24 protein-coding genes are annotated in these 22,135 nt (G+C 65.7%); 17 read left to right on the top strand and 7 right to left on the bottom strand.

The annotated features are described in order from the left end of the window. Positions 1-46: 46 nt before the first annotated feature. The gene (locus tag NGK62_RS17700; protein ID WP_088142529.1) at positions 47-445 is read left to right on the top strand and encodes a hypothetical protein; all 399 of its coding nucleotides are present in this window, start codon (positions 47-49) and stop codon (positions 443-445) included. Between the two features lie 53 nt (positions 446-498). After that, positions 499-1,128 (top strand): hypothetical protein, encoded by a 630-nt coding sequence (locus NGK62_RS17695; RefSeq protein ID WP_251879422.1) that lies wholly within the window; start codon positions 499-501, stop codon positions 1,126-1,128. A 6-nt stretch (positions 1,129-1,134) separates the two neighbouring features. On the opposite strand, the gene NGK62_RS17690 is transcribed toward NGK62_RS17695, so the two are convergent. Next, on the bottom strand, positions 1,135-1,536 hold the full coding sequence (locus NGK62_RS17690; RefSeq protein WP_059378772.1) for a hypothetical protein: 402 nt from the start codon (positions 1,534-1,536) through the stop codon (positions 1,135-1,137). Between the two features lie 146 nt (positions 1,537-1,682). On the opposite strand from NGK62_RS17690, the gene NGK62_RS17685 reads away from it, so the two are divergent. Together NGK62_RS17685 and NGK62_RS17680 are read left to right on the top strand one after the other, a co-directional pair. Beyond that, on the top strand, positions 1,683-2,264 hold the full coding sequence (locus NGK62_RS17685; protein WP_059378769.1) for an XAC2610-related protein: 582 nt from the start codon (positions 1,683-1,685) through the stop codon (positions 2,262-2,264). Positions 2,265-2,373: 109 nt separating this feature from the next. Beyond that, positions 2,374-3,417: a histone deacetylase family protein gene (locus tag NGK62_RS17680; protein WP_286012424.1), complete on the top strand. Its 1,044-nt coding sequence runs from the start codon at positions 2,374-2,376 to the stop codon at positions 3,415-3,417. A gap of 12 nt (positions 3,418-3,429) precedes the next feature. On the opposite strand, the gene NGK62_RS17675 is transcribed toward NGK62_RS17680, so the two are convergent. After that, positions 3,430-4,752 (bottom strand): MFS transporter, encoded by a 1,323-nt coding sequence (locus tag NGK62_RS17675; protein ID WP_251879420.1) that lies wholly within the window; start codon positions 4,750-4,752, stop codon positions 3,430-3,432. Between the two features lie 222 nt (positions 4,753-4,974). On the opposite strand from NGK62_RS17675, the gene cyoA reads away from it, so the two are divergent. The 8 genes from cyoA to NGK62_RS17635 all read left to right on the top strand — a co-directional run bounded on the left by cyoA (position 4,975) and on the right by NGK62_RS17635 (position 13,005). After that, positions 4,975-6,015, top strand: coding sequence for a ubiquinol oxidase subunit II (gene cyoA, locus NGK62_RS17670; RefSeq protein WP_059378858.1), 1,041 nt, complete (start codon positions 4,975-4,977; stop codon positions 6,013-6,015). 73 nt (positions 6,016-6,088) lie between these two features. Then, complete coding sequence (gene cyoB / locus NGK62_RS17665; protein WP_059378766.1) at positions 6,089-8,092, top strand: cytochrome o ubiquinol oxidase subunit I; 2,004 nt, start codon at positions 6,089-6,091, stop codon at positions 8,090-8,092. Beyond that, positions 8,085-8,726, top strand: a complete 642-nt coding sequence (cyoC, locus tag NGK62_RS17660) for a cytochrome o ubiquinol oxidase subunit III (protein ID WP_059378764.1) — start codon at positions 8,085-8,087, stop codon at positions 8,724-8,726. The genes cyoB and cyoC overlap by 8 nt, the downstream gene beginning before the upstream one ends. Further along, positions 8,723-9,127: a cytochrome o ubiquinol oxidase subunit IV gene (gene cyoD / locus NGK62_RS17655; protein ID WP_059378763.1), complete on the top strand. Its 405-nt coding sequence runs from the start codon at positions 8,723-8,725 to the stop codon at positions 9,125-9,127. The genes cyoC and cyoD overlap by 4 nt, the downstream gene beginning before the upstream one ends. Continuing rightward, on the top strand, positions 9,127-9,906 hold the full coding sequence (locus NGK62_RS17650) for an SURF1 family protein (RefSeq protein WP_118932944.1): 780 nt from the start codon (positions 9,127-9,129) through the stop codon (positions 9,904-9,906). Before cyoD ends, NGK62_RS17650 begins: the two co-directional genes overlap by 1 nt. A gap of 113 nt (positions 9,907-10,019) precedes the next feature. Continuing rightward, positions 10,020-11,126, top strand: coding sequence for a porin (locus NGK62_RS17645; RefSeq protein ID WP_059378761.1), 1,107 nt, complete (start codon positions 10,020-10,022; stop codon positions 11,124-11,126). Positions 11,127-11,260: 134 nt separating this feature from the next. Beyond that, entirely contained in the window at positions 11,261-11,644 is a 384-nt protein-coding gene (locus tag NGK62_RS17640) for an RNA-binding protein (RefSeq protein ID WP_059378760.1), read from the top strand. Positions 11,645-11,679: 35 nt separating this feature from the next. Next, entirely contained in the window at positions 11,680-13,005 is a 1,326-nt protein-coding gene (locus NGK62_RS17635) for a ParB/Srx family N-terminal domain-containing protein (RefSeq protein ID WP_118932943.1), read from the top strand. Between the two features lie 23 nt (positions 13,006-13,028). Here the strand turns inward: NGK62_RS17635 and NGK62_RS17630 are convergent, their stop codons facing one another. Then, the gene (locus NGK62_RS17630; protein ID WP_251879417.1) at positions 13,029-13,634 is read right to left on the bottom strand and encodes a glutathione S-transferase family protein; all 606 of its coding nucleotides are present in this window, start codon (positions 13,632-13,634) and stop codon (positions 13,029-13,031) included. Between the two features lie 118 nt (positions 13,635-13,752). On the opposite strand from NGK62_RS17630, the gene NGK62_RS17625 reads away from it, so the two are divergent. The 4 genes from NGK62_RS17625 (at position 13,753) to NGK62_RS17610 (ending at position 16,802) form a co-directional block, all read left to right on the top strand. Beyond that, a complete protein-coding gene (locus tag NGK62_RS17625; RefSeq protein ID WP_059378755.1) occupies positions 13,753-14,736 on the top strand; it encodes a helix-turn-helix transcriptional regulator in 984 nt (327 codons plus the stop codon). Between the two features lie 99 nt (positions 14,737-14,835). Next, on the top strand, positions 14,836-15,252 hold the full coding sequence (gene gvpU / locus NGK62_RS17620) for a gas vesicle accessory protein GvpU (RefSeq protein WP_187523982.1): 417 nt from the start codon (positions 14,836-14,838) through the stop codon (positions 15,250-15,252). A 164-nt stretch (positions 15,253-15,416) separates the two neighbouring features. Next, positions 15,417-16,067: a response regulator gene (locus NGK62_RS17615; RefSeq protein ID WP_059378753.1), complete on the top strand. Its 651-nt coding sequence runs from the start codon at positions 15,417-15,419 to the stop codon at positions 16,065-16,067. A gap of 39 nt (positions 16,068-16,106) precedes the next feature. After that, on the top strand, positions 16,107-16,802 hold the full coding sequence (locus tag NGK62_RS17610; protein WP_251879415.1) for a pentapeptide repeat-containing protein: 696 nt from the start codon (positions 16,107-16,109) through the stop codon (positions 16,800-16,802). Here NGK62_RS17610 and NGK62_RS17605 read toward each other — a convergent pair. From NGK62_RS17605 to NGK62_RS17595, 3 genes are all read right to left on the bottom strand, one after another. Continuing rightward, complete coding sequence (locus NGK62_RS17605) at positions 16,770-17,777, bottom strand: bifunctional helix-turn-helix transcriptional regulator/GNAT family N-acetyltransferase (protein WP_251879413.1); 1,008 nt, start codon at positions 17,775-17,777, stop codon at positions 16,770-16,772. The two genes, NGK62_RS17610 and NGK62_RS17605, sit on opposite strands and share 33 nt — an antisense overlap. An 86-nt stretch (positions 17,778-17,863) precedes the next feature. Then, complete coding sequence (locus tag NGK62_RS17600) at positions 17,864-18,508, bottom strand: DNA-3-methyladenine glycosylase I (RefSeq protein ID WP_251879410.1); 645 nt, start codon at positions 18,506-18,508, stop codon at positions 17,864-17,866. A gap of 8 nt (positions 18,509-18,516) precedes the next feature. Beyond that, the gene (locus NGK62_RS17595; protein ID WP_059378742.1) at positions 18,517-18,927 is read right to left on the bottom strand and encodes a lysozyme inhibitor LprI family protein; all 411 of its coding nucleotides are present in this window, start codon (positions 18,925-18,927) and stop codon (positions 18,517-18,519) included. 99 nt (positions 18,928-19,026) lie between these two features. Between NGK62_RS17595 and NGK62_RS17590 the strand changes: the two genes are divergently transcribed. Beyond that, entirely contained in the window at positions 19,027-19,845 is an 819-nt protein-coding gene (locus NGK62_RS17590; protein WP_251879408.1) for a metallophosphoesterase, read from the top strand. On the opposite strand, the gene NGK62_RS17585 is transcribed toward NGK62_RS17590, so the two are convergent. Continuing rightward, on the bottom strand, positions 19,835-22,024 hold the full coding sequence (locus tag NGK62_RS17585) for a TonB-dependent siderophore receptor (RefSeq protein ID WP_502802969.1): 2,190 nt from the start codon (positions 22,022-22,024) through the stop codon (positions 19,835-19,837). The genes NGK62_RS17590 and NGK62_RS17585 overlap by 11 nt on opposite strands. Positions 22,025-22,135: the final 111 nt, after the last annotated feature.

Below are 22,135 nucleotides of genomic sequence, written 5' to 3'. Positions count from 1 at the left end.
CCGCCTTATCGTGGACCCTCTTTTGAAACATCGGAGTACCACCTCAATGAAAAAGATCATCTGGCTCGCCTTCGCCGTGCTTGCAGCACTCTGGACCGGGCTGGTTGCGCTGACACTGCAGCTGACCAACTGGGTCCTGTCGACCATCGCCACGACCCAGGTGCCCGGCACGGCGCTGGATACCTCGCAATGGGTTCCCCCCGCCTGGGCGGCGGCCTGGGTCGACCCCGCCTGGCTGCAGACGCTGCAGGGCGGCCTGGTCTGGGCCGCGCAAGGCCTGAATCAGGTACTGCCCTTCGCCGGCAGCCTCGGCACGCTGATCTCGGTGCTGGCCTGGATCTTCTGGGGCTTCATCATCGTCGGCCTGCTGGTGCTGGCGCTGATCCTCCACTGGCTGGCCGGCAAGCGCGAGCAAGCCGCGGCGCCCGGCCGCCAAGTGGTGTAATAGGGCAGGCAACGCGGCAATCCGGCGCGCTGCCCCTTTAAGAGGAGCGTGCCGTGCCCACCGTCAATTCCCCTGCCCGCAAGCTGTTGCTGGCGGCCCTGCTGGCCATGGCCGCCACGGCGGCGCAGGCGCACCCTGTGCGCCCCGCCTACGGCATCGAGGTCTGCACGGTCACGGGCACTTCCGGGGAATACAGCGTGCGCGTGCGCAACACCGGCACGGCGCCCCTGGCCCGCGCCGAAGTCAACGGCGTCAGGCTGGATGCCAGCGGCCACGCGGCGGATCCTCTTACCGTAAATCTGACCGACATCCCTGCCGGCAAGTACAAGACCGCCGTGCTGGGACGCCCCGGCAATGGCGCCTCGCTGGTCAGCATCGCCACCTATGTGACCACGAATGGCGTGGAAACCCATCAGCAGGATTTGTTCGCCGGCAAGGTGGCGCACGTTTCGCCGGGCTCGGCGCTGCAATACACCCTGGCGCCGCTGGCCGTGCGCGGCTGGACGGTGGCCTATGGCACCAAACAGGACCCCAAGCTGGAAGCCGGCAGCGCCGTGCTGCTGATCTACCCCGTCACCCTGGGCAAGAAGCGGGACGCGACGCGTCCGGACGCCGGCCGCACACCGGCCGACGTGGTGCCGCTGGCGCCCTGCGGCACGGCCGCCGGGGCAAAGCAATCCTGAACGCGTTCAGGTGCCGCTGAGCAGGTCGCGCTCGTTCAGAAGCGCGTAGACGATCTCGGGCCGGTTGTCGAAACCGCGGCGGATGGCGGCGGGAATCGCCGTGCGCGTCTTGCGGCACAGCCCGAGCTGGTCCTCCAGCTGGATCGCGATGCCGCGCGAGGTGCGCACCTCGTTTTCGCTGGGCGTGATGTGAATCACGATGCCCAGTTGCGCATGGATGCGTCCCTGCATGGCGCGCAGGTCTTCCAGGCTGGAGATGTTCTCCAGCCGCGCCACCAGGCGCTTTTCCTCTTCCTTGGTCAGCCGCAACACGCGGAAGTCGGCGGCGGGATCGGCCAACAGCCGGTCGCGGTCGCACACGCAGGCGCCCGGCGGACATTCTTGGCGGATGGGAAACGGAAAATTCATGGCGGGCGGAGCGCGTCGCGGCAATCCTGCATATCTTGGAATTCTACCCAGGATCCCCCGCCGCCCGCCCGGCGGCAAGTCCTGGTTTCCCCGCAAGCCGCTGCGGCATAATGCCTCACCGAGTTCACGGCGCGGAGGGCGCCCGCATGAAAGGATTCCTGTCCATGGCGGCCTTGGCCGCGCTGTCCGCGCTCTGCAACGGCGCCGTTGCCCGCGACTACGCCTATGCCATCCGGCCGGGCCTGTCCTCGGTGGTGACGGTTTCCGAACTGCCCCAGCAGCGCCTCGGCGCACGCGTGGGCAACGGCCCGGAACAGGAAATCGCGAGCATCGGCGGCGACGAGGAAGTCGACCAATTCCAGGACGTGGACGTGGACCATGACGGCTACCGCGACTTCGTCATCGGCCAGACCGGCGGCAGCACGCAAGCGATTTCGCGCATCTTCCTGTACCGCCCCAAGGACGGGCGCTACCACGAGATCCCGTATCCCGATGCGGCGGCCAGCCCCTGCCGCGGCTTCGTCAATCCCGAGTTCGACGCGGCCAAGCCCATTATTTCCGTGGCGTGCCGCTACAGCGCCGACACCTATGGCTTCGAACAGTACCGGGTGTGCCCGGACGGCTCGGCGCGGGTCATCTCCTGGACCCGGCGCGAGGGCGAATCGGAGCGCAAGATTCCGCACCCCGGCGCCAAGGGCGGCACATGCGCCGCGAAGACTGGCCCGTAAGGCGCCGTCCCGCCGCGCGCGTCCCGCCTTCGCCATGGCGCTGCAAACGCCGCGGCCGCTATAGTTGCGCTTCCGCCCACCAGGCTCTACGTCCGAGGACACCCCCGCCGTGCTGATTTTCCACAACCCTGTCCACGAAAAACACGCTGGCCGACAGGAAATGTTCCGCGGCAAGCTGGTGCCCTGCCACGAAACCCCCGCGCGCCTGGAGTTCGTCCTGCAGGCGCTGAGCCAGCGTGGCATCGGCGCATTGCGCACACCGTCGGCGGCGGACCTGGGCTTGGTCAAGCGCGTGCACACCCCGCGCTACGTGGACTTCCTGGAAACAGCCTGGCGCGATTGGGTGGCGCTGGACCCGGCCAATGCCGGACTGGACATCCTGCCTTCGGTCTGGCCCGTGCGCGGATTCCGTCACGACATCGAACCGACCAACTTCGCCGCGCGGGTCGGCCTGTTCTCGTTCGACAGCGGCTGCCCGCTGACCGCGGGCACTTGGGAGGCCGCCACCGCAGGCGCGGCCTGCGCCATCGACGCCGCGCGCGCGGTATCCGCGGCGGGCGGGCCTCGCGTCGCCATGGCGCTCACGCGTCCGCCCGGCCACCACGCGGGCCCCGATTTCTTCGGCGGCTACTGCTTCCTGAACAACGCGGCGCTGGCCGCGCAGGCGCTACGCGAAGCTGGCGCCCGACGCGTGGCCATCGTGGACGTCGACTACCACCACGGCAACGGCACGCAGAGCATCTTCTATGAACGCGCCGACGTGCTGACCGTGTCGGTGCACGGCGATCCGACCACCGAGTACCCCTTCTACCTGGGCTACGCCGATGAGCGCGGCGCAGGCGCGGGCCTGGACGCCAACCTGAACCTGCCGCTGCCCGCCGGCACCGGTTTCGCCGCCTGGACGCAGGCGTTGGAACAAGGGCTGGCCGCCGTGCGCGCCTTCAAGGCTGACGCGGTGGTTATCGCGCTGGGCGTGGACACCTACGAAGGCGATCCCATTTCCAAGTTCCAGCTCAAGAGCGCCGATTACCTGCATGTGGGCCGCCTGCTGGCAGGCCTGGGCCTGCCGGCGGTGTTCACGATGGAAGGCGGCTACGCCGTGGCGGACGTGGGCATCAACGTCGCCAACGTGCTGGAAGGCTACGCGGGCTGAACAGCAGCCCCATCAGTCCCGCGTTTCGAGCACCTTGTTGATGCGCAGCGCCAGCAGCGTGCAGGCAGCGCCCGACAACAGGTAGACGCTGACCGCCACCAGCCCGAAACGCGCGGACAGGCCCAGCGCGACCAATGGCGCGAATGCCGCGCCGATCAGCCAGGCCATGTCGGAGGTCAGCGCCGCGCCCGTGTAGCGGAAGCGCCGCGTGAAGTTCGCGGTGACGGTCCCCGAGGCCTGGCCGTAGGACAGCCCCAGCAGCACGAAGCCCACCAGGATGAACGCATCCTGCGCCTTGGGTCCGCCGCCCAGCAGCCAGGGCGTGAACAGCGCGAACACGGCGATCAGAAGGGCCAGCAGGCCCAGCGTGGTGCGCCGGCCGATGCGGTCGGCCAGCCAGCCCGATGCGATGGTGCCCAGAATGCCCAGCACCGCGCCAATGATCTGCACGATCAGCACGTCCTGGATCTGCTGGGTGGCGCTGACCGCGATCCACGACAGCGGAAACACCGTGACCAGGTGGAACAAGGCATAACTGGCAAGCGCCGCGAATGCGCCGATGAACAGGTTGTAGCCTTGCTCGCGCACCATCTGCGCGACGCTGATCGGTTCCAGCTCGCCCTCTTCCAGCAGCTGCGTGTACTCCTCGGTGACGACCAGGCGCAGCCGCGCAAACAGCGCCACCACGTTGATGGCGAACGCCACGAAGAAGGGATAGCGCCAGCCCCATTCCAGGAAATCGGCTTCGGTCAGGGTCACGTGCAGGAACAGGAACAGCGCGCTGGCCACCATGAAGCCCACGGGCGCGCCCAGCTGCCCCAGCATCGCATACCAGCCGCGGCGGTTGGGCGGCGCATTCAGCGCCAACAGCGACGGCAAGCCGTCCCACGACCCGCCCAGCGCCAGCCCTTGCAGGCAGCGGAATACCGCCAGCAGCGTGATCGCATGCGCGCCGATGACGTTGTAGCCCGGCAGAAAGGCCATGCCCACCGTGGCCGTTCCCAGCAGGAACAGAGCGATGGTGAGCTTGGTCGCGCGCCCCCAGCGCCGCTGCGCGGCCATCGAGAGCGCCGTGCCGATGGGCCGCATGATGAATGCGAACGAGAAGATGACGAAGGACCAGAGGGTGCCTTCCAGCCGCGGTTCGAAGGGGAAGAAAACCTGCGGAAAAACCAGCACGCAGGCGATGCCGAAGACGAAGAAATCGAAGTATTCGGAAGCGCGCCCCACCACCACGCCCACCGCGATTTCCCCTGGCGCAACCTTGGCGTGACTGCCGCCGCCGGCCGTGGGGAGTGAAGGAGCATGACCGGGATATTGCGTGGTGGTCGCCATGTGAATGCTCGCTGAAAGGAGGTTCGGAACAGCCTTGCCTACGATCCTGAAACACACCCGCGCGCCTGCAGCCCATATCGCGCAGAGCCGCTCCGTTATTGGGATGCAGCCCTGGTCTGCGCGCGTCGCCCTGCACATTTTTGTTCTTTTTACCCTAGATTTTTCGCGGCTTCCAGCGTAGTGTTGCGTTTACTTCCCACGGTTACGTTTCGGGGTATGGTCATGCCGTCCTTCCCAAGGTTCCGCGGATTGGTCCTGGTTGCCGCGCTGCCATTGCTCGCCGGATGCAATGCAGTCCTGCTCTCGCCCTCGGGCGACATCGCTTTGCAGCAGCGCAACCTGATCATCATTTCCACCGGCTTGATGCTGCTCATCATCGTGCCGGTGATCCTCCTGACTTTCGTGTTCGCATGGCGCTACCGGGCCAGCAACAAGGAAGCGCACTATGACCCCGAATGGAATCACTCCACCATGCTGGAGCTCCTGATCTGGGCCGCGCCGCTGCTGATCATCATCGCGCTGGGCGCGCTCACCTGGGTCAGCACGCACCAACTGGACCCCTACCGCCCGCTTGTGCGCCTGTCCGAAGGCCGCGAAGTGCCAGCCGGCACCAAACCGCTGGTGGTGGAAGTGGTGGCGCTGGACTGGAAGTGGCTGTTCATCTATCCCGAACAAGGCATCGCGGCGGTAAACGAAATGGCGGCGCCGGTCGACCGCCCCATCCAGTTCAAGATCACCTCGTCGACCGTGATGAATTCCTTCTTCGTGCCCGCGCTGGCGGGCCAGATCTACGCCATGCCGGGCATGCAGACCACCCTGCACGCGGTGATCAACCATCCCGGCGAATACGAAGGCCTGTCCGCCAATTACAGCGGCTCGGGCTTTTCCGGCATGCGCTTCAAGTTCCACGGCGTGGACCAGCAGGGCTTCGACAAATGGGTGGCTGACGCCCGCGCCTCCGACGCCACGCTCAGCCGCGAAACCTACCTGAAGCTGGAGCAACCCAGCGAACGCAACCCGGTGCAGCGCTATGCGTCCAGCGCGCCCGGCCTGTTCGAGGCGATCGTCAACCGCTGCGTGGAGCCCAACCGCATGTGCATGCGCGACGCGATGGCGATCGACGCGCAAGGCGGCATGGGCATACCCGGCGCGCTCAACGTCACCACCCTGGACGCCGGAACGCGCGAGCGCCTGGGCCTGACCGGCGCGCCGCGCAAATACGTGGGCGCGATGTGCACCGCCACCGAAGGATTGCTCCTGTAGCGGATCGCTGGCGCACGGCGATCCGGATGATGCAAGGGCTACGTGAAATTGCGGTCTTTTTGCTGGAATCGAGATGCCTGACCAACCAGACCTCACCAAGCTGATCTTCGGTAAGTTGACCTGGGAAGCCATTCCCTACCATGAACCGATCCTGCTCTTCACCTTCATCGCGGTCGCCATCGGCGGCATCGCGGTGGTGGGCGCCATCACCTACTTCGGCAAATGGGGCTATCTGTGGCGCGAGTGGTTCACCAGCATCGACCACAAGAAGATCGGCATCATGTACGTCATCCTGGGCATCGTGATGCTGCTGCGCGGCTTCGCCGACGCCATCATGATGCGCCTGCAGCAGGCGGTGGCGTTCGGCGATTCGATGGGCTACCTGCCGCCGCACCACTACGACCAGATCTTCACCGCGCACGGCGTGATCATGATCTTCTTCGTGGCCATGCCGCTGGTCACGGGCCTGATGAACTACATCGTGCCCTTGCAGATCGGCGCGCGCGACGTGGCCTTTCCGTTCCTGAACAACTTCAGCTTCTGGATGACCACGGGCGGGGTGATCCTGGTCATGATGTCGTTGTTCGTCGGCGAGTTCGCGCGCACCGGCTGGCTGGCGTATCCACCGTTATCGGGGATCCTCCAGAGTCCCGACGTGGGCGTCGATTACTACATATGGGCCCTGCAGATAGCGGGGGTAGGCACGCTGCTCTCGGGCGTCAACCTGCTGGTCACCATCGTCAAGATGCGCGCGCCCGGCATGACCATGATGCGCATGCCCATCTTCACCTGGACCGCGCTGTGCACCAACGTGCTGATCGTGGCCGCCTTTCCGGTGCTGACCGCGGTGCTGGCGCTGCTGTCCATGGACCGCTACGTGGGCACCAACTTCTTCACCGCGGACTTCGGCGGCAACGCCATGATGTACGTGAACCTGATCTGGATCTGGGGCCACCCCGAGGTCTACATCCTGATCCTGCCGGCCTTCGGCATCTTCTCCGAAGTGGTCTCCACCTTCTGCCGCAAGCGCCTCTTCGGCTACGCATCCATGGTGTATGCCACGGTCGTGATCACGGTGCTGTCGTACCTGGTATGGCTGCACCATTTCTTCACCATGGGGTCAGGGGCGAGCGTGAACTCGTTCTTCGGGATCACCACCATGATCATTTCGATCCCGACCGGAGCAAAGATCTTCAACTGGCTGTTCACCATGTACCACGGGCGCATCCGCTTCGAGGTGCCGATGCTGTGGACGCTGGGTTTCATGGTGACCTTCGTGATCGGCGGCATGACGGGCGTGCTGCTGGCCGTTCCGCCCGCCGACTTCGTGCTGCACAACAGCCTGTTCCTGATCGCGCACTTCCATAACGTGATCATCGGCGGCGTGCTGTTCGGGCTGATGGCCGGCATCACGTACTGGTTTCCCAAGGCCTTCGGCTACAAGCTCGATCCGTTCTGGGGCAAGTGCTCGTTCTGGTTCTGGCTGGTGGGCTTCTACGTCGCCTTCATGCCGCTGTACGTGCTGGGGCTGATGGGCGTGACGCGGCGTGTGAACCACTTCGAGGACATGTCCCTGCAGATCTGGTTCCAGGTGGCGGCCTTCGGCGCGCTGCTGATCGCCTGCGGCATCGCCAGCTTCCTGATCCAGCTGGTGGTCAGCTACCGCCGCCGCGAATCGCTGCGCGACGACACCGGCGACCCCTGGGACGGCCGCACGCTGGAATGGTCGACCTCGTCGCCCCCGCCCAACTACAACTTCGCCTTCACGCCGCGCGTGCATGACCAGGACGCCTGGTGGCAGATGAAGCAGCACGGCTACCTGCGGCCGCAGCAGGGCTTCATTCCCATCCACATGCCCAAGAACACCTGGGCGGGCATCGTGCTGGCGGGTATCAGCGTGGTGATGGGTTTCGCCTTGATCTGGCATATGTGGCCGCTGGTCGTGCTGTCGTTCGCGGCGCTGATCCTGGTGTCCATCATTCACACCTTCAACTACAAGCGCGACTACTACGTGCCGGCCGAAGAGGTCGTGCGCGCCGAAGACGCCCGCACAAGGTTGCTAGCGAAAAATGTCTGATACCCTGGCCCCCAACCTGCCCGGCGGCACGGCGCCGCCCGCCGAACCCGTGTTCCACGTCCCGGGCGAACACCATCCCAAGAACGGCACCCTGCTGGGGTTCTGGGTCTACCTGATGAGCGATTGCCTCATCTTCGCCTGCCTGTTCGCCACCTATGGCGTGCTGGGGCGCAACTATGCGGCAGGCCCGTCCGGCGCGGACCTGTTCGATCTGGAACTGGTGGCGGTGAATACCGCGTTGCTGCTGCTGTCTTCCATCACCTACGGTTTCGCGATGCTGGAAATGCGGCGCAACCGCGTCGGCGCCACCCAGCTGTGGCTGGCCGTGACCGGCATCCTGGGGCTGGGCTTTCTGTCCCTGGAACTGTACGAATTCGCGCACCTGATCCACCAGGGCGCAGGTCCCCAGCGCAGCGCCTTCCTGTCGTCCTTCTTCACCCTGGTCGGCACCCACGGGCTGCACGTCACCTTCGGCATCGTGTGGCTGGTGACGATGATGATCCAGGTCCAGATGCACGGCTTGATCCCCGAAAACCGCCGCCGCCTGATGTGCCTGTCGATGTTCTGGCACTTCCTGGACCTGATCTGGGTGGGCGTCTTCACCTTCGTGTACCTGATGGGAGTGCTGCCATGACCGCGCACCTGGATCATCCGGCCGATCACGGCCATGGCGGCCATGACCACCACGACGACGATGACGGCGCCGCCCACGGCACCTTCAAGAGCTACATGACCGGCTTTGTGCTGGCAGCCATCCTGACGGCCATTCCGTTCTGGCTGGTCATGAATCGGGTTTTCTCCGAATCCCGCACCACTGCGTTGATCATCCTGGCCTTCGCCGCCGTGCAGATCGTGGTCCACATCATCTACTTCCTGCACATGGACACCAAGTCCGAAAGCGGCTGGAACATGTTGGCGTTAATATTCACGCTGGTGCTGGTCGTAATCACGCTCAGCGGATCCATCTGGATCATGTATCACCTCGACTCCAATATGATGCCCATGTCCACTCACGACATGCGGAAAATGCCCTGATGGCCGCAGTAAACGACTCCACTACCCGCGACACCTCCTCCCGCAATCCGCGCAGCAAAATCACCCTGGTCATCCTGGGGGTGCTTGCTGTCGCCATTTTCGCGGGGCTTTGCGCCCTGGGCACCTGGCAGGTGCACCGGCTGGCCTGGAAGCGCACCCTGATCGCACAGGTCGAACAGCGTGCCCATGCGGCGCCCACGCCGGCGCCGGCCCAGGCCGAATGGCCCGCGCTGACCTCCGACAACGCCGAATACCGCCGTGTCACCGCCAAGGGCACCTATCTGTACGACCGCCAGACCCTGGTGCAGGCCGCGACCGAGCTGGGCAGCGGCTACTGGGTCATGACGCCGCTGCAGTTGCCCGAGGGCGGCACGGTGCTGGTCAACCGCGGCTTCGTGCTGCCCGAATGGCGCAAGAGCAAGTCGGCCATACAACAGACGCCCGAAGAAGCCAGCGTCACCGGCCTGCTGCGCATGGGCGAACCCGCCCATGGTTTCCTGCGCAACAACGATCCGGCGACCAACCTCTGGTATTCGCGCGACCTGCCCGCCATCGCCGCGGCGCGCGGCTTGAGCGACGTAGCGCCCTACTTCATCGACGCCGATGCGACGGGCAAGGACGGCAGCGGACGCACTGCCCCGGTCGGCGGCCTGACGGTGCTGAACTTCCCCAACAATCACCTGAGCTACGCCATCACCTGGTACGCCCTGGCGGCCATGGTGCTGGTCGGCGTTTTCATCTTTGTGCGCGAGGAAAAGCGCGCACGCCGCAAGGACTGATCCAGCCGGCTGCGGCCGGTGTCCTACAATGAGGGCTGGGAACAGCGCTGGGCTACATGCTCGCGTGCTGTTCCCTTTTGTTTTTTCCACCCCTCTACAAGGAGTCCCCAAGGATGAAAAAGACGCTGCTCGCCGCCGCAATGTTCACGACTTTTGCAGGCGTTGCTCAGGCAGAATCGTCGGTAACTCTCTATGGTGTCATCGACACCGGCATTGGTTACAACAAGATCAAAGGCGATGGATACGACGGTAGCAAGATAGGCATGATCAACGGCATCCAGGCCGGCTCGCGCTGGGGACTGCGCGGCGCCGAAGATCTGGGCGACGGTCTGCGCGCCGTGTTCACGCTGGAAAGCGGATTCGACTCGGCCAACGGCCAGCGCGGTCAATCCGGCCGCCTGTTCGGCCGCCAGGCCACCATCGGCCTGGCCAACGACGCCTGGGGCACGCTGGAGTTCGGCCGCCAGGCCACGGTGGGCTCGAACTACCTTGCCGACATCGACCCCTTCTACACCAGCTACACGCAGTCCAACATGGGCCTGGGTTTCAGCGCCGCCAACACCATGCGCTGGGACAACATGGTGATGTACAAGACGCCTTCGGTGAACGGCTTCGAGCTCGGCGTCGGCTACTCGTTCAATGCGGACGACACGAACGCCGACCAGACGGGCTTTCGCACCGCCGACAATACCCGCGGCATCACCGCCGGCCTGCGCTACGTGCAAGGTCCGCTGAACGTAGCGCTGACCTACGACCAGCTCAACGGCTCCAACCGCGGCGCCATCGACCATGACGCCACGCCGCGCCAGTACGCGCTGGGCGTGTCCTACGACCTGGAAGTCGTGAAGCTCGCCGCCGCCTACGGCCGCACCACCGACGGCTGGTTCGTCGGCCAGGACCTGCCCGCGGGCACGCCCTTCAGCGACGAATTCGGCACCAACCGTTTCGTGGACGGCTTCAAGGCCAACTCCTACATGCTGGGCGCCACCCTGCCCCTGGGCAGCGCGAGCAGCCTGTTCGCGTCGTGGCAGCACGTATCGCCGAACAATGACAAGCTGACCGGCGGCGACACCAACATGAACGTCTGGAGCGTGGGCTACACCTACGACCTGTCCAAGCGCACCAACCTGTACGCCTATGGTTCGTACGGCAAGGACTATGCCTTCATCGACGGCCTGAAGAGCACGGCCGCCGGCGTCGGCGTGCGCCACACGTTCTAAGCAAGTCAGCGGAGCGGCTGCGGGGCCGCTTCCGTTCCTGACGAATCGGTCCGATTACCTGCCCCCTAGTATCGGACCTTTTTAATATCGCCCGGGAGCCTGACGTCATCAGCATGTACGCCTAGGAGGCTCTCATGCATAAACCGCTCCCTCATACTTCCGCCTTTCCCGCCGCGGGTACGCTCGCCGTGTACGCCGCGCTTGCGCCGAACCACCGCCAGCTCATCAAGGACACCATGACCCAGGATCTCGATGCGCTGGAACAGGCCGCCGAAAAACCCGATGCCGTCGCTACGGCCCAAATGCTGCATCGCATACAGGGCGCGCTGCTGGCCTTGCAGATGCGAGCGCCTGCCTCGCACTTCGAAGCCCTGGAAGAGGAGCTGGCGGCGGGCCTGTCGGCATGCGCTGCCGCCCGCATCCACGATCAGGCCGCCGTCGTGCGCGACCTCATGGACAGGCTGCATGCGTGGCAACCCGCTCCGGTGCAATCTGCAGGAAACACGCGTCCCTCATGATCGGCTATCTTTGAAACCAGATCCTGAAACGGACCATGCCCTCTATCTCCCGTCCTGCGCGCCGCGCTCTTCCCGCCCGCCGGCCACGTCTGTTGCACGCCGTGGCCGCGGCCTTGCTGCCGCTGGCCCTTGCAGCCTGCAACGGCGGCGGCGACGATCATGACGACGAACCCGTCGCCGTCGCGCCGCCTCCCGTCGAAGAAACGCCCCCCGCCGAAACCCAGCCGCCGCGCAACACGGCCTACCTGCAGGCCAAGCCGGGCGACGTCATCCAGGTCCGCATCGAAGAGCTGCGCCCCACCCAGGCCGCCATCGGCTACGACCAGATCTACTACAAGCTCGGCCGCTGGCAAGGGGACTTCGAACGTCCGACCTGGGCGGACAAGCCGGCACAGCAGCTGGACTACCTGAACCGCACGGTCGGCAAGAAGTTCGACGACTACTGCGAAGACATGGGTGGCGCCGAGCGCGCGCAGGAATTCCAGAGCGTCGCCGAGGCGCGCGCCGCACGCCTGGATCAGCCCGCCACCTACACCTGCAAGAACGCCCCCGGCACCGACACCGCCAACCTCAAGACGGTGGTGGTCGGCTGGGACGGCAACCTGTATCTGACCGATGGCCACCACACCTTCTCGTCGCTGCGCGAAATCGCCGATGGCGGGCCCAAGCTGCCGGTCTGGGTCAAGGTCGACGCCAACTACAGCACCCTGCCCAATGCGGCGGCGTTCTGGCAGCGCATGGTCGACGAACGCCGCGCCTGGCTGCGCGACGGCCAGAACCAGCCCATCACCGTGGACCAGTTGCCCGCCCGCCTGGGGCTGGCCAGCACCCAGGAGGCCGGCGGCATGCAGGAGGACCGCTACCGCTCGCTGGTGTACTTCACCCGCGACATCGCCTACAGCAACGGCAACCTGCCGGAGTTCGCGGAGTTCCTGTGGGGCGACTGGCTGCGCCGCCAAGCCGCGGGCGGCCAGTTGCCGGGCCTGGACCAGTACAAGATGATGGCACCCGCCGCGCCGGCGCAGATCCTCGCCGCCAGCACCCTCGACAAGAGCCTGGCGCCTGCCGGCGCCAACGACAGCTATGCCGCCGCGGTGCGCGACGCCTCCCTGAAGATGAGCGCATTGAAGGACACCGACATCGTCTTCGATGACCGCGACGCTGCCGGCCTGGGACGTATCGCGCTGGCGCCCGACGCCGCCAGCGGCTCGCCCACCAAAAAGGCGCGCGACACCCTGGAAGAGCTGCCGCGCAACGACGCCAAGACCGATGGCAGTCCGCGGGGCGCTGGCAAGCTGTGGTTCGCCGTGAACTACCGCAACTGCGGCAAGCCCGCGGCCGGCACCTGCTGGGGCTGGTAAGCCGCGGCGCCTGCCCACACGCGCTAAGCGTCGATCTGCATGGCGGGCCGGGCCTGGACCCGGTCCATCCACGCCCGCACATGCGGATGCGACGCCACCCTGGCGCCCAGATAGGCGCTATAGCCGATCACCGAACCGACCACCAGGTCGGCCAGCGAGTAGGCCGCGCCCAAAATCCAGGGTTGCCGCGCCAGATGGCCGTCCAGCACGGCCAGCAACGCGTCCGCGTCGTCCAGTACGCGTTCGGCCTCGGCGCCGCCGGGCGCGTCTGCGCCCTGCGTGGCGAGATACAGGCGCGTCACCGCCGCACCGTAGCTGACATAGGACCAGGCGCACCACGACATCGCCAGCAGGCGTTCGGGCGTGTCGGCGGCGGGCCACAGGCCGCGTTCCACGCCGTAGCGCTCTCCCAGCCATAGCTGTATCGCCAAGGCTTCGAACAAGGGAGCGCCGTCCACCGTCAGCGTGGGGACCTTGCCGTTCGGATTGAGCGCCAGGAATTCGGGACGATGCTGTTCCCCCGTCCTGATGTCCACCTTCACGCGTTCGTGCGGCACGGCCAGTTCGGCAAGCGCGCAAGCCACCGGGGTTGCGCTGGACATGGGGTGCCAATAGAAAACGATAGACATGGGCGAATCTCCAATTCAATCAAGGGATGTGCGTCGCGGCCCCTGCCGCTGACTACGGGAGCCAATGTAGAATCCATTGAGGACAGATTCCGCCCTCGATACGCGTTATCGTGCCGCCATGCTTACTTCCAGCAACCGCCTCCTGCGCCTGCTGTCGCTGCTGCAGACCCGCCGCCATTGGGCCGGAACCGAGCTGGCCGCGACGCTGGCGATTCACCCCCGCACCCTGCGGCGCGACATCGACAAGCTGCGCGAACTGGGCTACCCCGTCCATGCCAGCAGCGGCGTGGCCGGCGGCTATGCCTTTCGCGCGGGGAAGGCGCTGCCGCCCCTGCTGCTGGACGACGATGAAGCGCTGGCCGTGGCGCTCACCCTGCGCACGGCCGCCACGGGCACGGTGGGCGGCATCGAGGAAACCGCGCTGCGGGCGCTGGTGAAGCTGGAGCAGGTCATGCCTCAGCGCCTGCGCCACCGGGTCGACGCCCTGCGCTCGGCCATCGTGCCGATCCCGCGCGACGGCGCTGCCGTCGACGCCACCCTGCTGGCCACGCTGGCAGCCGCCTGCCGCGACCAATTGCGAGTCGGCTTCGACTATGCGGACGGCAAGGGCCGGGCCAGCACCCGGCTGGTGGAGCCGCAAGGCTTGGCGCATACCGGATACCGTTGGTATCTGGTGGCCTGGGATCCCGCGCGCGAGGACTGGCGCACCTTCCGTATCGACCGCATCGCGGGCGCCCCGGAAGTCGGCGCGCATTTCGCCCCGCGCCCGCCGCCCGAAGGCGGCGACCTGCGCGCCTATGTTTCGCGCTCGGTCAACATGGCACCGCATCCGGAACCGGCGCGCGTGGTCCTGCATGCGCCGCGCGCCGTCATGGCTGCGCGCATCCCGCCGGGCGCCGGCCAGATCGACGCGCTGGACGAAGCGCGCTGCGTGCTGCAATGCGCCGTGCCCAGCCTGGACGCGCTGGTTTACTGGCTGATGGCGCTGGATGTCGAATTCGAGGTGCTGGCGCCTGCGGCGCTGCAGGACCGCCTGCGGCTGGCCAGCGAACGGTTGGGGCGCAGCCTGGAAAAAATGACAGCTCCCAAAGCGGGGAGATAGCGGTCGGATTTGGTTGTTTTTCGGCCTATCCCATTCTGTGTATTTCGCCCGCGATTCGAGTATCTTGATTGCTTTCCAAACATTTCCAAGAATCACGCCATGAGCAACGTTCCCGACGCCGACGCCTTCCTGCAATTCCTCGTCAACCTGGTGAACAACGGCAGCCAGATCGAGAGCATCGGCGTGACCCTGCAGATGGGCGGCATGCTGGTGTCGGGTTCCATCGTGTCCGGCGCGGAGTACTTCGACAGCTTCGCCGCCAGCTTCACGGACTCGCTGGACAAGGTGGACGACGCCACCCGCAAGGCCGTGCATGCCTCGCTGGCGGAACTGGGCGACGTCTTCCGCGTGCCCCAACCCGCCGACCCGCTGCCGAACTACATCCATCTCGCCGACGCGCTGTTCTTCACTGCCGACGGCACCCCCATCGCCGGACAACCCACGCTGTGGCGCGGCCGCACCAGCGCTGTCGACGGCTTCGTCCTGGGCCGCCTGCAAGAAGAAGCGGCCGGCTGAGGCCGCCGATCTCCCTGTTGCGCGCGTTCCCCGCCCCGGTTCTCGGGCGCGGGGCGCGCCGCTACGCAAAAACCACTACGCTATCGGTTTGCCTCCCCCCAACCATGAGTCCGACCGCCATCTCCCCAGTTGCAGCAAGGGCTCGCTTGAAGTCACTCCCCCGCATGGAAAGACTCCGTATCGTCCTGGTCGACGACCATCCCCTGGTCTTGATGGGGATGCGCGACCTGCTGGAAAAGGACCTCAATTTCGAGGTCACGGCCACCCTGTCCGGGCCGACCGCGCTGGTCCAGCACCTGCAACGCGATATGCCGCACGTGGTGATCACCGACTATTCCATGCCCGGCGACGACACCTACGGTGACGGCATCCGCCTGGTCAAATACCTGACGCGGCATTACCCGGAAGTCCAGATCGTGGTGCTGACCATGGTGTCGAATTCCATGATCATCTCGGCGCTCTACGACGCCGGCGTAGCCGCGGTGGTGCTCAAGCGCGACAACCTCACCGAGATCATGACCGCGCTGGAAACGCTGCATGCCGGCCGCAAGTACTATCCGCCCGGCTTCCAGCGCGACGGCGCCGCCGATGAGCGCAGCAAGTTCATCGGTGAACGCATCAACAGCCTGTCGCCCAAGGAATTCGAAGTGCTGCGCCACTTCATCCGCGGCGAATCCATGATGCAGGTGGCCGACGCCTTGAAGCGCAGCGTCAAGACAGTCAGCGGCCAGAAGATCTCGGCCATGCGCAAGCTCAACGTCCGCACCGACCAGGAGCTGATCGCCTTCTGCGTCGAAAGCGAAATCTTCCAGTAGGCTGTCCCCTTTCCAGAAATTCAGGCAGGAACTTGCGACATGACGCAAGAATCAATCGAGACGGTGGCGGGCCAGGAAGTGGACCGCAAGCTGATGCAGGCCATGATCGAACGCTCGGCGGGCCGCCCGCTCTCATTCCAGGACTGCGACTTCCAGGACGCGGATTTCTCGCGCCTGGATTTGCGCGGCGTGCAATTGACGGCCTGCGCGATCGCTGGCGCCTCCTTTCAGGGCGCCACGCTGGCGGACGCCGTCTGGCTGCGCTGCCGCGGCGGCCAGGTGGATTTCGCCTCGTGCGACGCCAGCGATGCCGTCTTTGAAAACTGCGATCTCAACAATGCCAACTGGCGCCGCGCCCGGCTGGCCGCTGCCCGTTTCCAGGGCTGCAAGCTCACCGGCAGCGACTTCGACGGCATCGCCTGCCTGGGCTGGTCGCTGGAGGAATGCCTGCTGGTCGGCGCGCTGCTGCGCGGCGTGTCGTTTCGCAAGACCGATGTGCGGCACCTGGACTGCTCCGATGCCGACCTGACCGGCAGCGATTTCCGCGACACCGTGTTCCATGGCGGCAGCCTGCGCAACGCCATCCTGAAGAATGTCCGCTTCGAAGGCGCCGACCTGCGCGAAGCCGACCTGGGCGGCCTCGACCTGAATTCGGCCGCGCGCCTGGCAGGCGCCACCATATCCAAGACTCAGGCGGCAGCCCTACTGGCCGAGTTGCGCATCAGCGTGATCTGAGGCGCGCCGCCCGCGGCGGACAAAGCGCTGTTCGACCACCACGCTGCCCCACTGGCGGCCTTCGGACTCCTCGGCCAGCGCGAAGCCGGCTGACTCGTAGAGATGCCTGGCCGCGTCCAGCCCCTTGAAGGTCCACAGGTAGGTCTCGTCGTAGTGAGCGTCGACAAACGCCATGGCCCGCTCCAGCAGGGCGCGGCCCACGCCCATGCCGCGCAGCGACTCGTCGACGATGAACCAGCGCAGGTGCGCTTCGCGGGCGGCAAGATCGCCATCGATGACGATGGAGGCCAGCGTCCTGCCGTTGTCCGCGTACAGCCAGATGTTCTTGCCGGCGGCGGGCAGGCCTTCGGCGAACTCGGCCAGCTCGGTCGCCACCTTGCGTTCGAAGTACACGCCGAATCCCGAGGCCTGCGCGTAATAGCGCGCATGCAGGCTGGCCACATCGCCGATGCAGCCGGGCAGGTAGCCGGCGTGGATCTGCTCGGCGATGCCGCCCGTGACGGCGGACGCGGTGTTGGGGTTCTCGTGCGACAGGGCGTCGGCATACAGGGAAAGAAAGCGGATCAGCGACTGCTGGTCCTCGGGCGCCAGTTGACGCAATGCCCGCGAAACCTGGTCGGTGGCGAACTGGTCGATCTGCGTACGCAGCCGGGCTCCCTCCGCGCTCAGGTACAGCCGCGACGAGCGCGCGTCTGCACTGTCGGCCTCGCGCGTCAACAGCCCGGCGGATTCCAGCTTGGCGACCTGCCGGCTGGTATTGGACTTGTCCAGCCTGAGGATGGCCGCCAGGTCGCGCGCCTGGATGCCCGGCTGCAGGCCGATCTCGATGATGGCGTGCACGGCGGACGGCGCCAGCTCGCTGCCGGCCAGCGAGCTGCGCATGAAGCCCAGCTCGCGCACCAGTTTGCGGGAGAACTCCCGCAGATCCCGGATGGTCTGATCGCGAGATTGGATAGGGGTGTCGATCAAGTCCATGGCGCGCCCTTAAAGTTGCGGTTCGCAACCAATATACTTGCGAATCGCAACCAACTCAACTTATTTTGCGCCAGCCCTGCCGCGGCCTATTTCGGCCGTTTGAACCCCGCCCGCGCCGCCTCGACCGCCTGGCGGCAGACGCAGCCGCTCATGTGATCGTTGACCATGCCCACGGCCTGCATGAAGGCGTACATGGTCGTCGGGCCCACGAAGGTCCAGCCGCGCTTCTTCAGGTCGCGCGACAGCGCCGCCGACGCCGGCGAGGTCGGATTGCCGTTCCAGTAATCCAGGTCCACGGTCGCGGGGCGGTCCTGGGCCGGCGGCTCATGGCTCCAGAGCCAGGCCGACAATGAACCCGTTTCGTCGGCCAGGGCGCGTGCGCGCTTGGCATTGTTGATGGCGGACACGATCTTGCTACGGTTGCGCACGATGCCCGCGTCGCCCATCAGGCGCTCGACGTCGCGCTCCGTGTAGCGCGCCACCCGCTCGAAGTCGAAGTCGTCGAAGGCCGCGCGGAACGCCTCGCGCTTGCGCAGGATCGTGATCCACGCCATGCCGGCCTGAAAGCCCTCCAGGCAGATCTTCTCGTACAGGCGGCGGTCATCCGCCACCGGCCTGCCCCATTCGTGGTCGTGATAGTCGGGCATGGACGGCTGCCAGAAGCAGCGCGCCACGCCCTGCTCGTCGGTGATCAGGCCCGGATCGCTCTTGCTCATCTCATCGGTCTTCATGCGGCGGCTTACTGCTTGCCCGGCACCGGGCAGCTCAGGTCGCCTTCCTCGCACTTCAGGTAGGCCTGCAACTCCTTGGTGCGCGCCTGCGTCAGCTTGTCCAGGCACAGGCTCAGCGTCATGGGATAGGCGCTGCCGCCGGACGTGCTGCTGGACGCGAAGGCGCACTCCGCATCGCGAAAGAACAGCCAGGCCTTCTGGGCGGCGTGCAGCTGGGTCGTCGCGGCCCTGTCGTTCTTCAGGCGCGCGGTCACTTCCTTGTAGGCAGCGTTCAGGGCGGCGTCGGACTTGCGGTACGCCTGGTCGGCGCACAGGCTCATGTCCGTCTGCGTAGCCGCGTTGCCGCAATCCAGCGGCTGCGCCTGCGCGCTTGCGGCCAACGCAAGCGCGGCAGCGGCCGTCATGATGGCGATACGCATGGAATTCCTCCTGTATGGCTGGTGAACCCGGAAAGTGTCGCATGGAACAAAGACCCCTCGCAGCGGCGGCTGGGCCGCCGGTGGCCTAAGATGGCGGCTATGAAGATCCAATTGCTCTCCGACCTGCACCTTGAAACCGATCCTGATTTCCTGGCCCGGCCCGCGCCCGGCGCCGATCTGCTGGTGCTGGCCGGAGACGTCGGCTCGTACCGCCGCGGCTCGCTCATGACCGGCGACGACTTCGGCCTGGGCAGCTATGCGCCGAACAAGGGCTGGCCCACGCCCGTGGTCTATGTCCCCGGCAATCACGAATACGACAACGTCGATTTCGATGAGACCCACGCGCGGCTGCGCGAGCTTTGCGGCGAACTCGGCATCCACTGGCTGGAGCGCGAGACGCTGGTCATCGATGGCGTGCGCTTTGTCGGCACCACGCTGTGGACGGACTTCGACGCGCTGGCCGCGCCCGGCGACACCGTCGGCGGGGCATTGAAGAAGCGCGAAAAAGCTTTCCGCGCGGCGGACTTCTATCTGGAAAAGGCCGAGATGCGCCGCAACGGCGCGCCCTTCATGGCCGAGCAGATGCGCGAACAGGGGCTGCTCTGCCAGCAATGGCTGCAAGACGCGCTGCGCACGCCGCACGACGGCCCCACCGTGGCCATTACCCACTTCGCCCCCACCTTGGCGAGCGCGGATCCGCGTTACGGCGTCACCCCCGGCACAGCGGGGTTCTGCAATGCGCTGGACGCCCTGCTGCCCCTGGCCGACGTCTGGATGCACGGCCATCTCCACTGTCCGCAGGACTATGTGAAGAATGGCTGCCGCATCGTGGCCAATCCGCTGGGCTACGCCAAGAAGGGCGAACAGCAGGACTTTGCGCCTGACCGCCTGTGGGACGTGACGGCGCCTAGAACTTGAGGCTGGCGCTCAAGGCATAGGTGCGCGGGTCGCCCGCCTTCACGTAGTCCGGCGACTGGTATAGCCAGTAACGCTTGTCGGCCAGATTGTTGATGCCCGCGCGGAACGTGGTTTCGTAGCCGTAGATGCGCGTGTCGTAGGTGGCGCCGATGTTAACGATGGCGTAGTCGGGTACCTGGACCGCGTTCGAAGCGCCCAACATGGTGCTGCCGGTGTACTTCACGTCGGCCCTGAGCTTAAGGCCAGGCAATTGCGGCACCGAATACGCAACCTGGGCGGCGGCGACGAACTTGGGCGCGCCCGCGACGCGGTTGCCGGTGAAGCTGGAGCCCTTCTTGTATTCCGAGTCCAGGAACATCAGGCTGCCGCCCACGTTCCAATTCGTCGCAATGCGCGTGGAGGCGCCCAGCTCCAGGCCTTGGTAGATCGACTTGCCGTCCTGCACCAGCTCATTGGCGGCGTTGGTGTATTCCGCCTTCTTCTCGATGCGGAACAGCGCCGCCGTGGCGGCCCAGCCGTCCTGGTTGGTCTTGATGCCCAGTTCATACTGCTTGCTCTTGAGCGGGTCCAGCAGCGCGCCAAAGTTGGCGTAGGTATTGCCCACCGACGAACCCGGCTCCAGCGACTCGATGTAGCTGGCATAGGCCATGGTCTGCGGCGTGATGTTGTACATCAGCGCCACCGTCGGCGTCAGCACGCCGTTCTTGTCGTAGCGCGAATTGCGCGCGCCCGCCGCATTGAAGCCGACCTGTTCGTAGTCGGTGTAGCGCAGGCCGCCCAGCACGGACCAGCCGCCGGTCAGATCGATGGTGTCGCTCGCGAACAGCGCCTTCTGCGTGATCTCGGCGGCGCGGTACAGATCCAGGCCGCCCTGGCTGTAATAGGTGTTGGTGTTCTGAGTGCGCAGGTTGCCCGTGCCTTGCAGCTGGTACACGCCGTCGACGCTGTAGTCGTTCTTCTGCTTTTGCCACGACGCGCCCGCCACCACCAGGTGTTTCAGCGGGCCGGTGCTGAACCGGCCTTCGAGCATGCCTTGCCATTGGTTATAGGCATAGGCCTCGCCGTAGTCCGAGCGGTAGTCCTGGTAGTCGCCCGCCTGGTTCTGCAGGAACAGCACCGATTCATTGCGCCGGGTACGGGTGGAGCTGTAGCTGTAGTCGGTGCGCACCGACCAATCGGAAGACAGCTGGTACTTCAGTCCGGTCGAGTAGAAGCGGAATTTATTGTCCGCATACGGCCCCTCGCCCACCATCCTGCCGTTGTCGTTGCGCACCGGCGACGGCAGCTCCGAGCCCGCCATCTGCCCGGCGTAGATGGTCGGCTCCTGGCCGATCGCCTTGCGGTTCTGGTAGATGGACTGGAAGTCCCAGCTCAGCTTGTCGGTCAGGCGGGCGTCCAGCGCCAGCGACACCGAATCCCGGTACAACGAGCCGTCGTTGTAGGTATTGCCTTCTTCGTGCGTGGCGTTCAGGCGATAGCCGAACCGGCCGTCGCCGCCCACGCGTCCGCCCAGGTCGACGTGTTCGCGCAAAAGTCCCTTGGACACATAACCCAGTTCGATGCTGCGCACCGGCTCGTCGGTCGGCTTCTTGGTGACGTAGTTGATCAAGCCGCCCGGCGATCCGAAGCCGTACATGAAACCGGATGCGCCCTTGAGCAGGTCGATCTGCTCGAAGTGCTCGTAAGGCAAGGTCGTGACGTAGCTAAGGAAGGGCTTGCCGTCGATGCGGTAGGAATTCTGCCAATCCAGCGGCAGGCCGCGTACGCTCAAGTAGCTTGCCCAGGCCCCATAGGAGGCGCTGTTATCGGTGACGGATGCGTCCAGGGCGAACACGTCGCCCAGCTTGTTGACCTGCCGCTCCTCGATATCCGCGGCAGTGACCACGGTCGTGGAAAACGGCGTCTCCAGCTGGCTGCGGTTGCCCAACGCCCCGCTGTTCACCGGCGCGGACAGATGTTCCAGCGTGTCGTCCACCGAGGTCGCGTTGACGGTCACCGCCGGCAACTGAGCCACGCCTTGCGCATCCCCCGCGTCCTTGGGCGGCGGCGCCGTGGCGCCCTGGGCATGGACGCCCGCAGGATGAACGATGCCCAGGGTCAGGGCTAGGGCATAGGGCGCAACTGCATGCCGCGCGTGCTTGCGCGCGCGGCACTTCCTGGCGGAAGCGGGACGGACCACGTTGAATTCTCCAGAGCGGGAGGGGAAGAAATGGCAATTTCTTATAAATAAGACTGATTCGCAATTATATTATCAACTGCGAACTTTCCCCATGCCGCTCTGGCCCTGCGG

The sequence above is a fragment of the Achromobacter sp. Marseille-Q4954 genome, from assembly GCF_943737025.1.
Taxonomy (GTDB): domain Bacteria; phylum Pseudomonadota; class Gammaproteobacteria; order Burkholderiales; family Burkholderiaceae_B; genus Achromobacter; species Achromobacter bronchisepticus_A.
The sequence above is the reverse complement of the archived record's forward strand: the minus strand, read 5'-3'. Positions and strand labels throughout refer to the sequence as shown.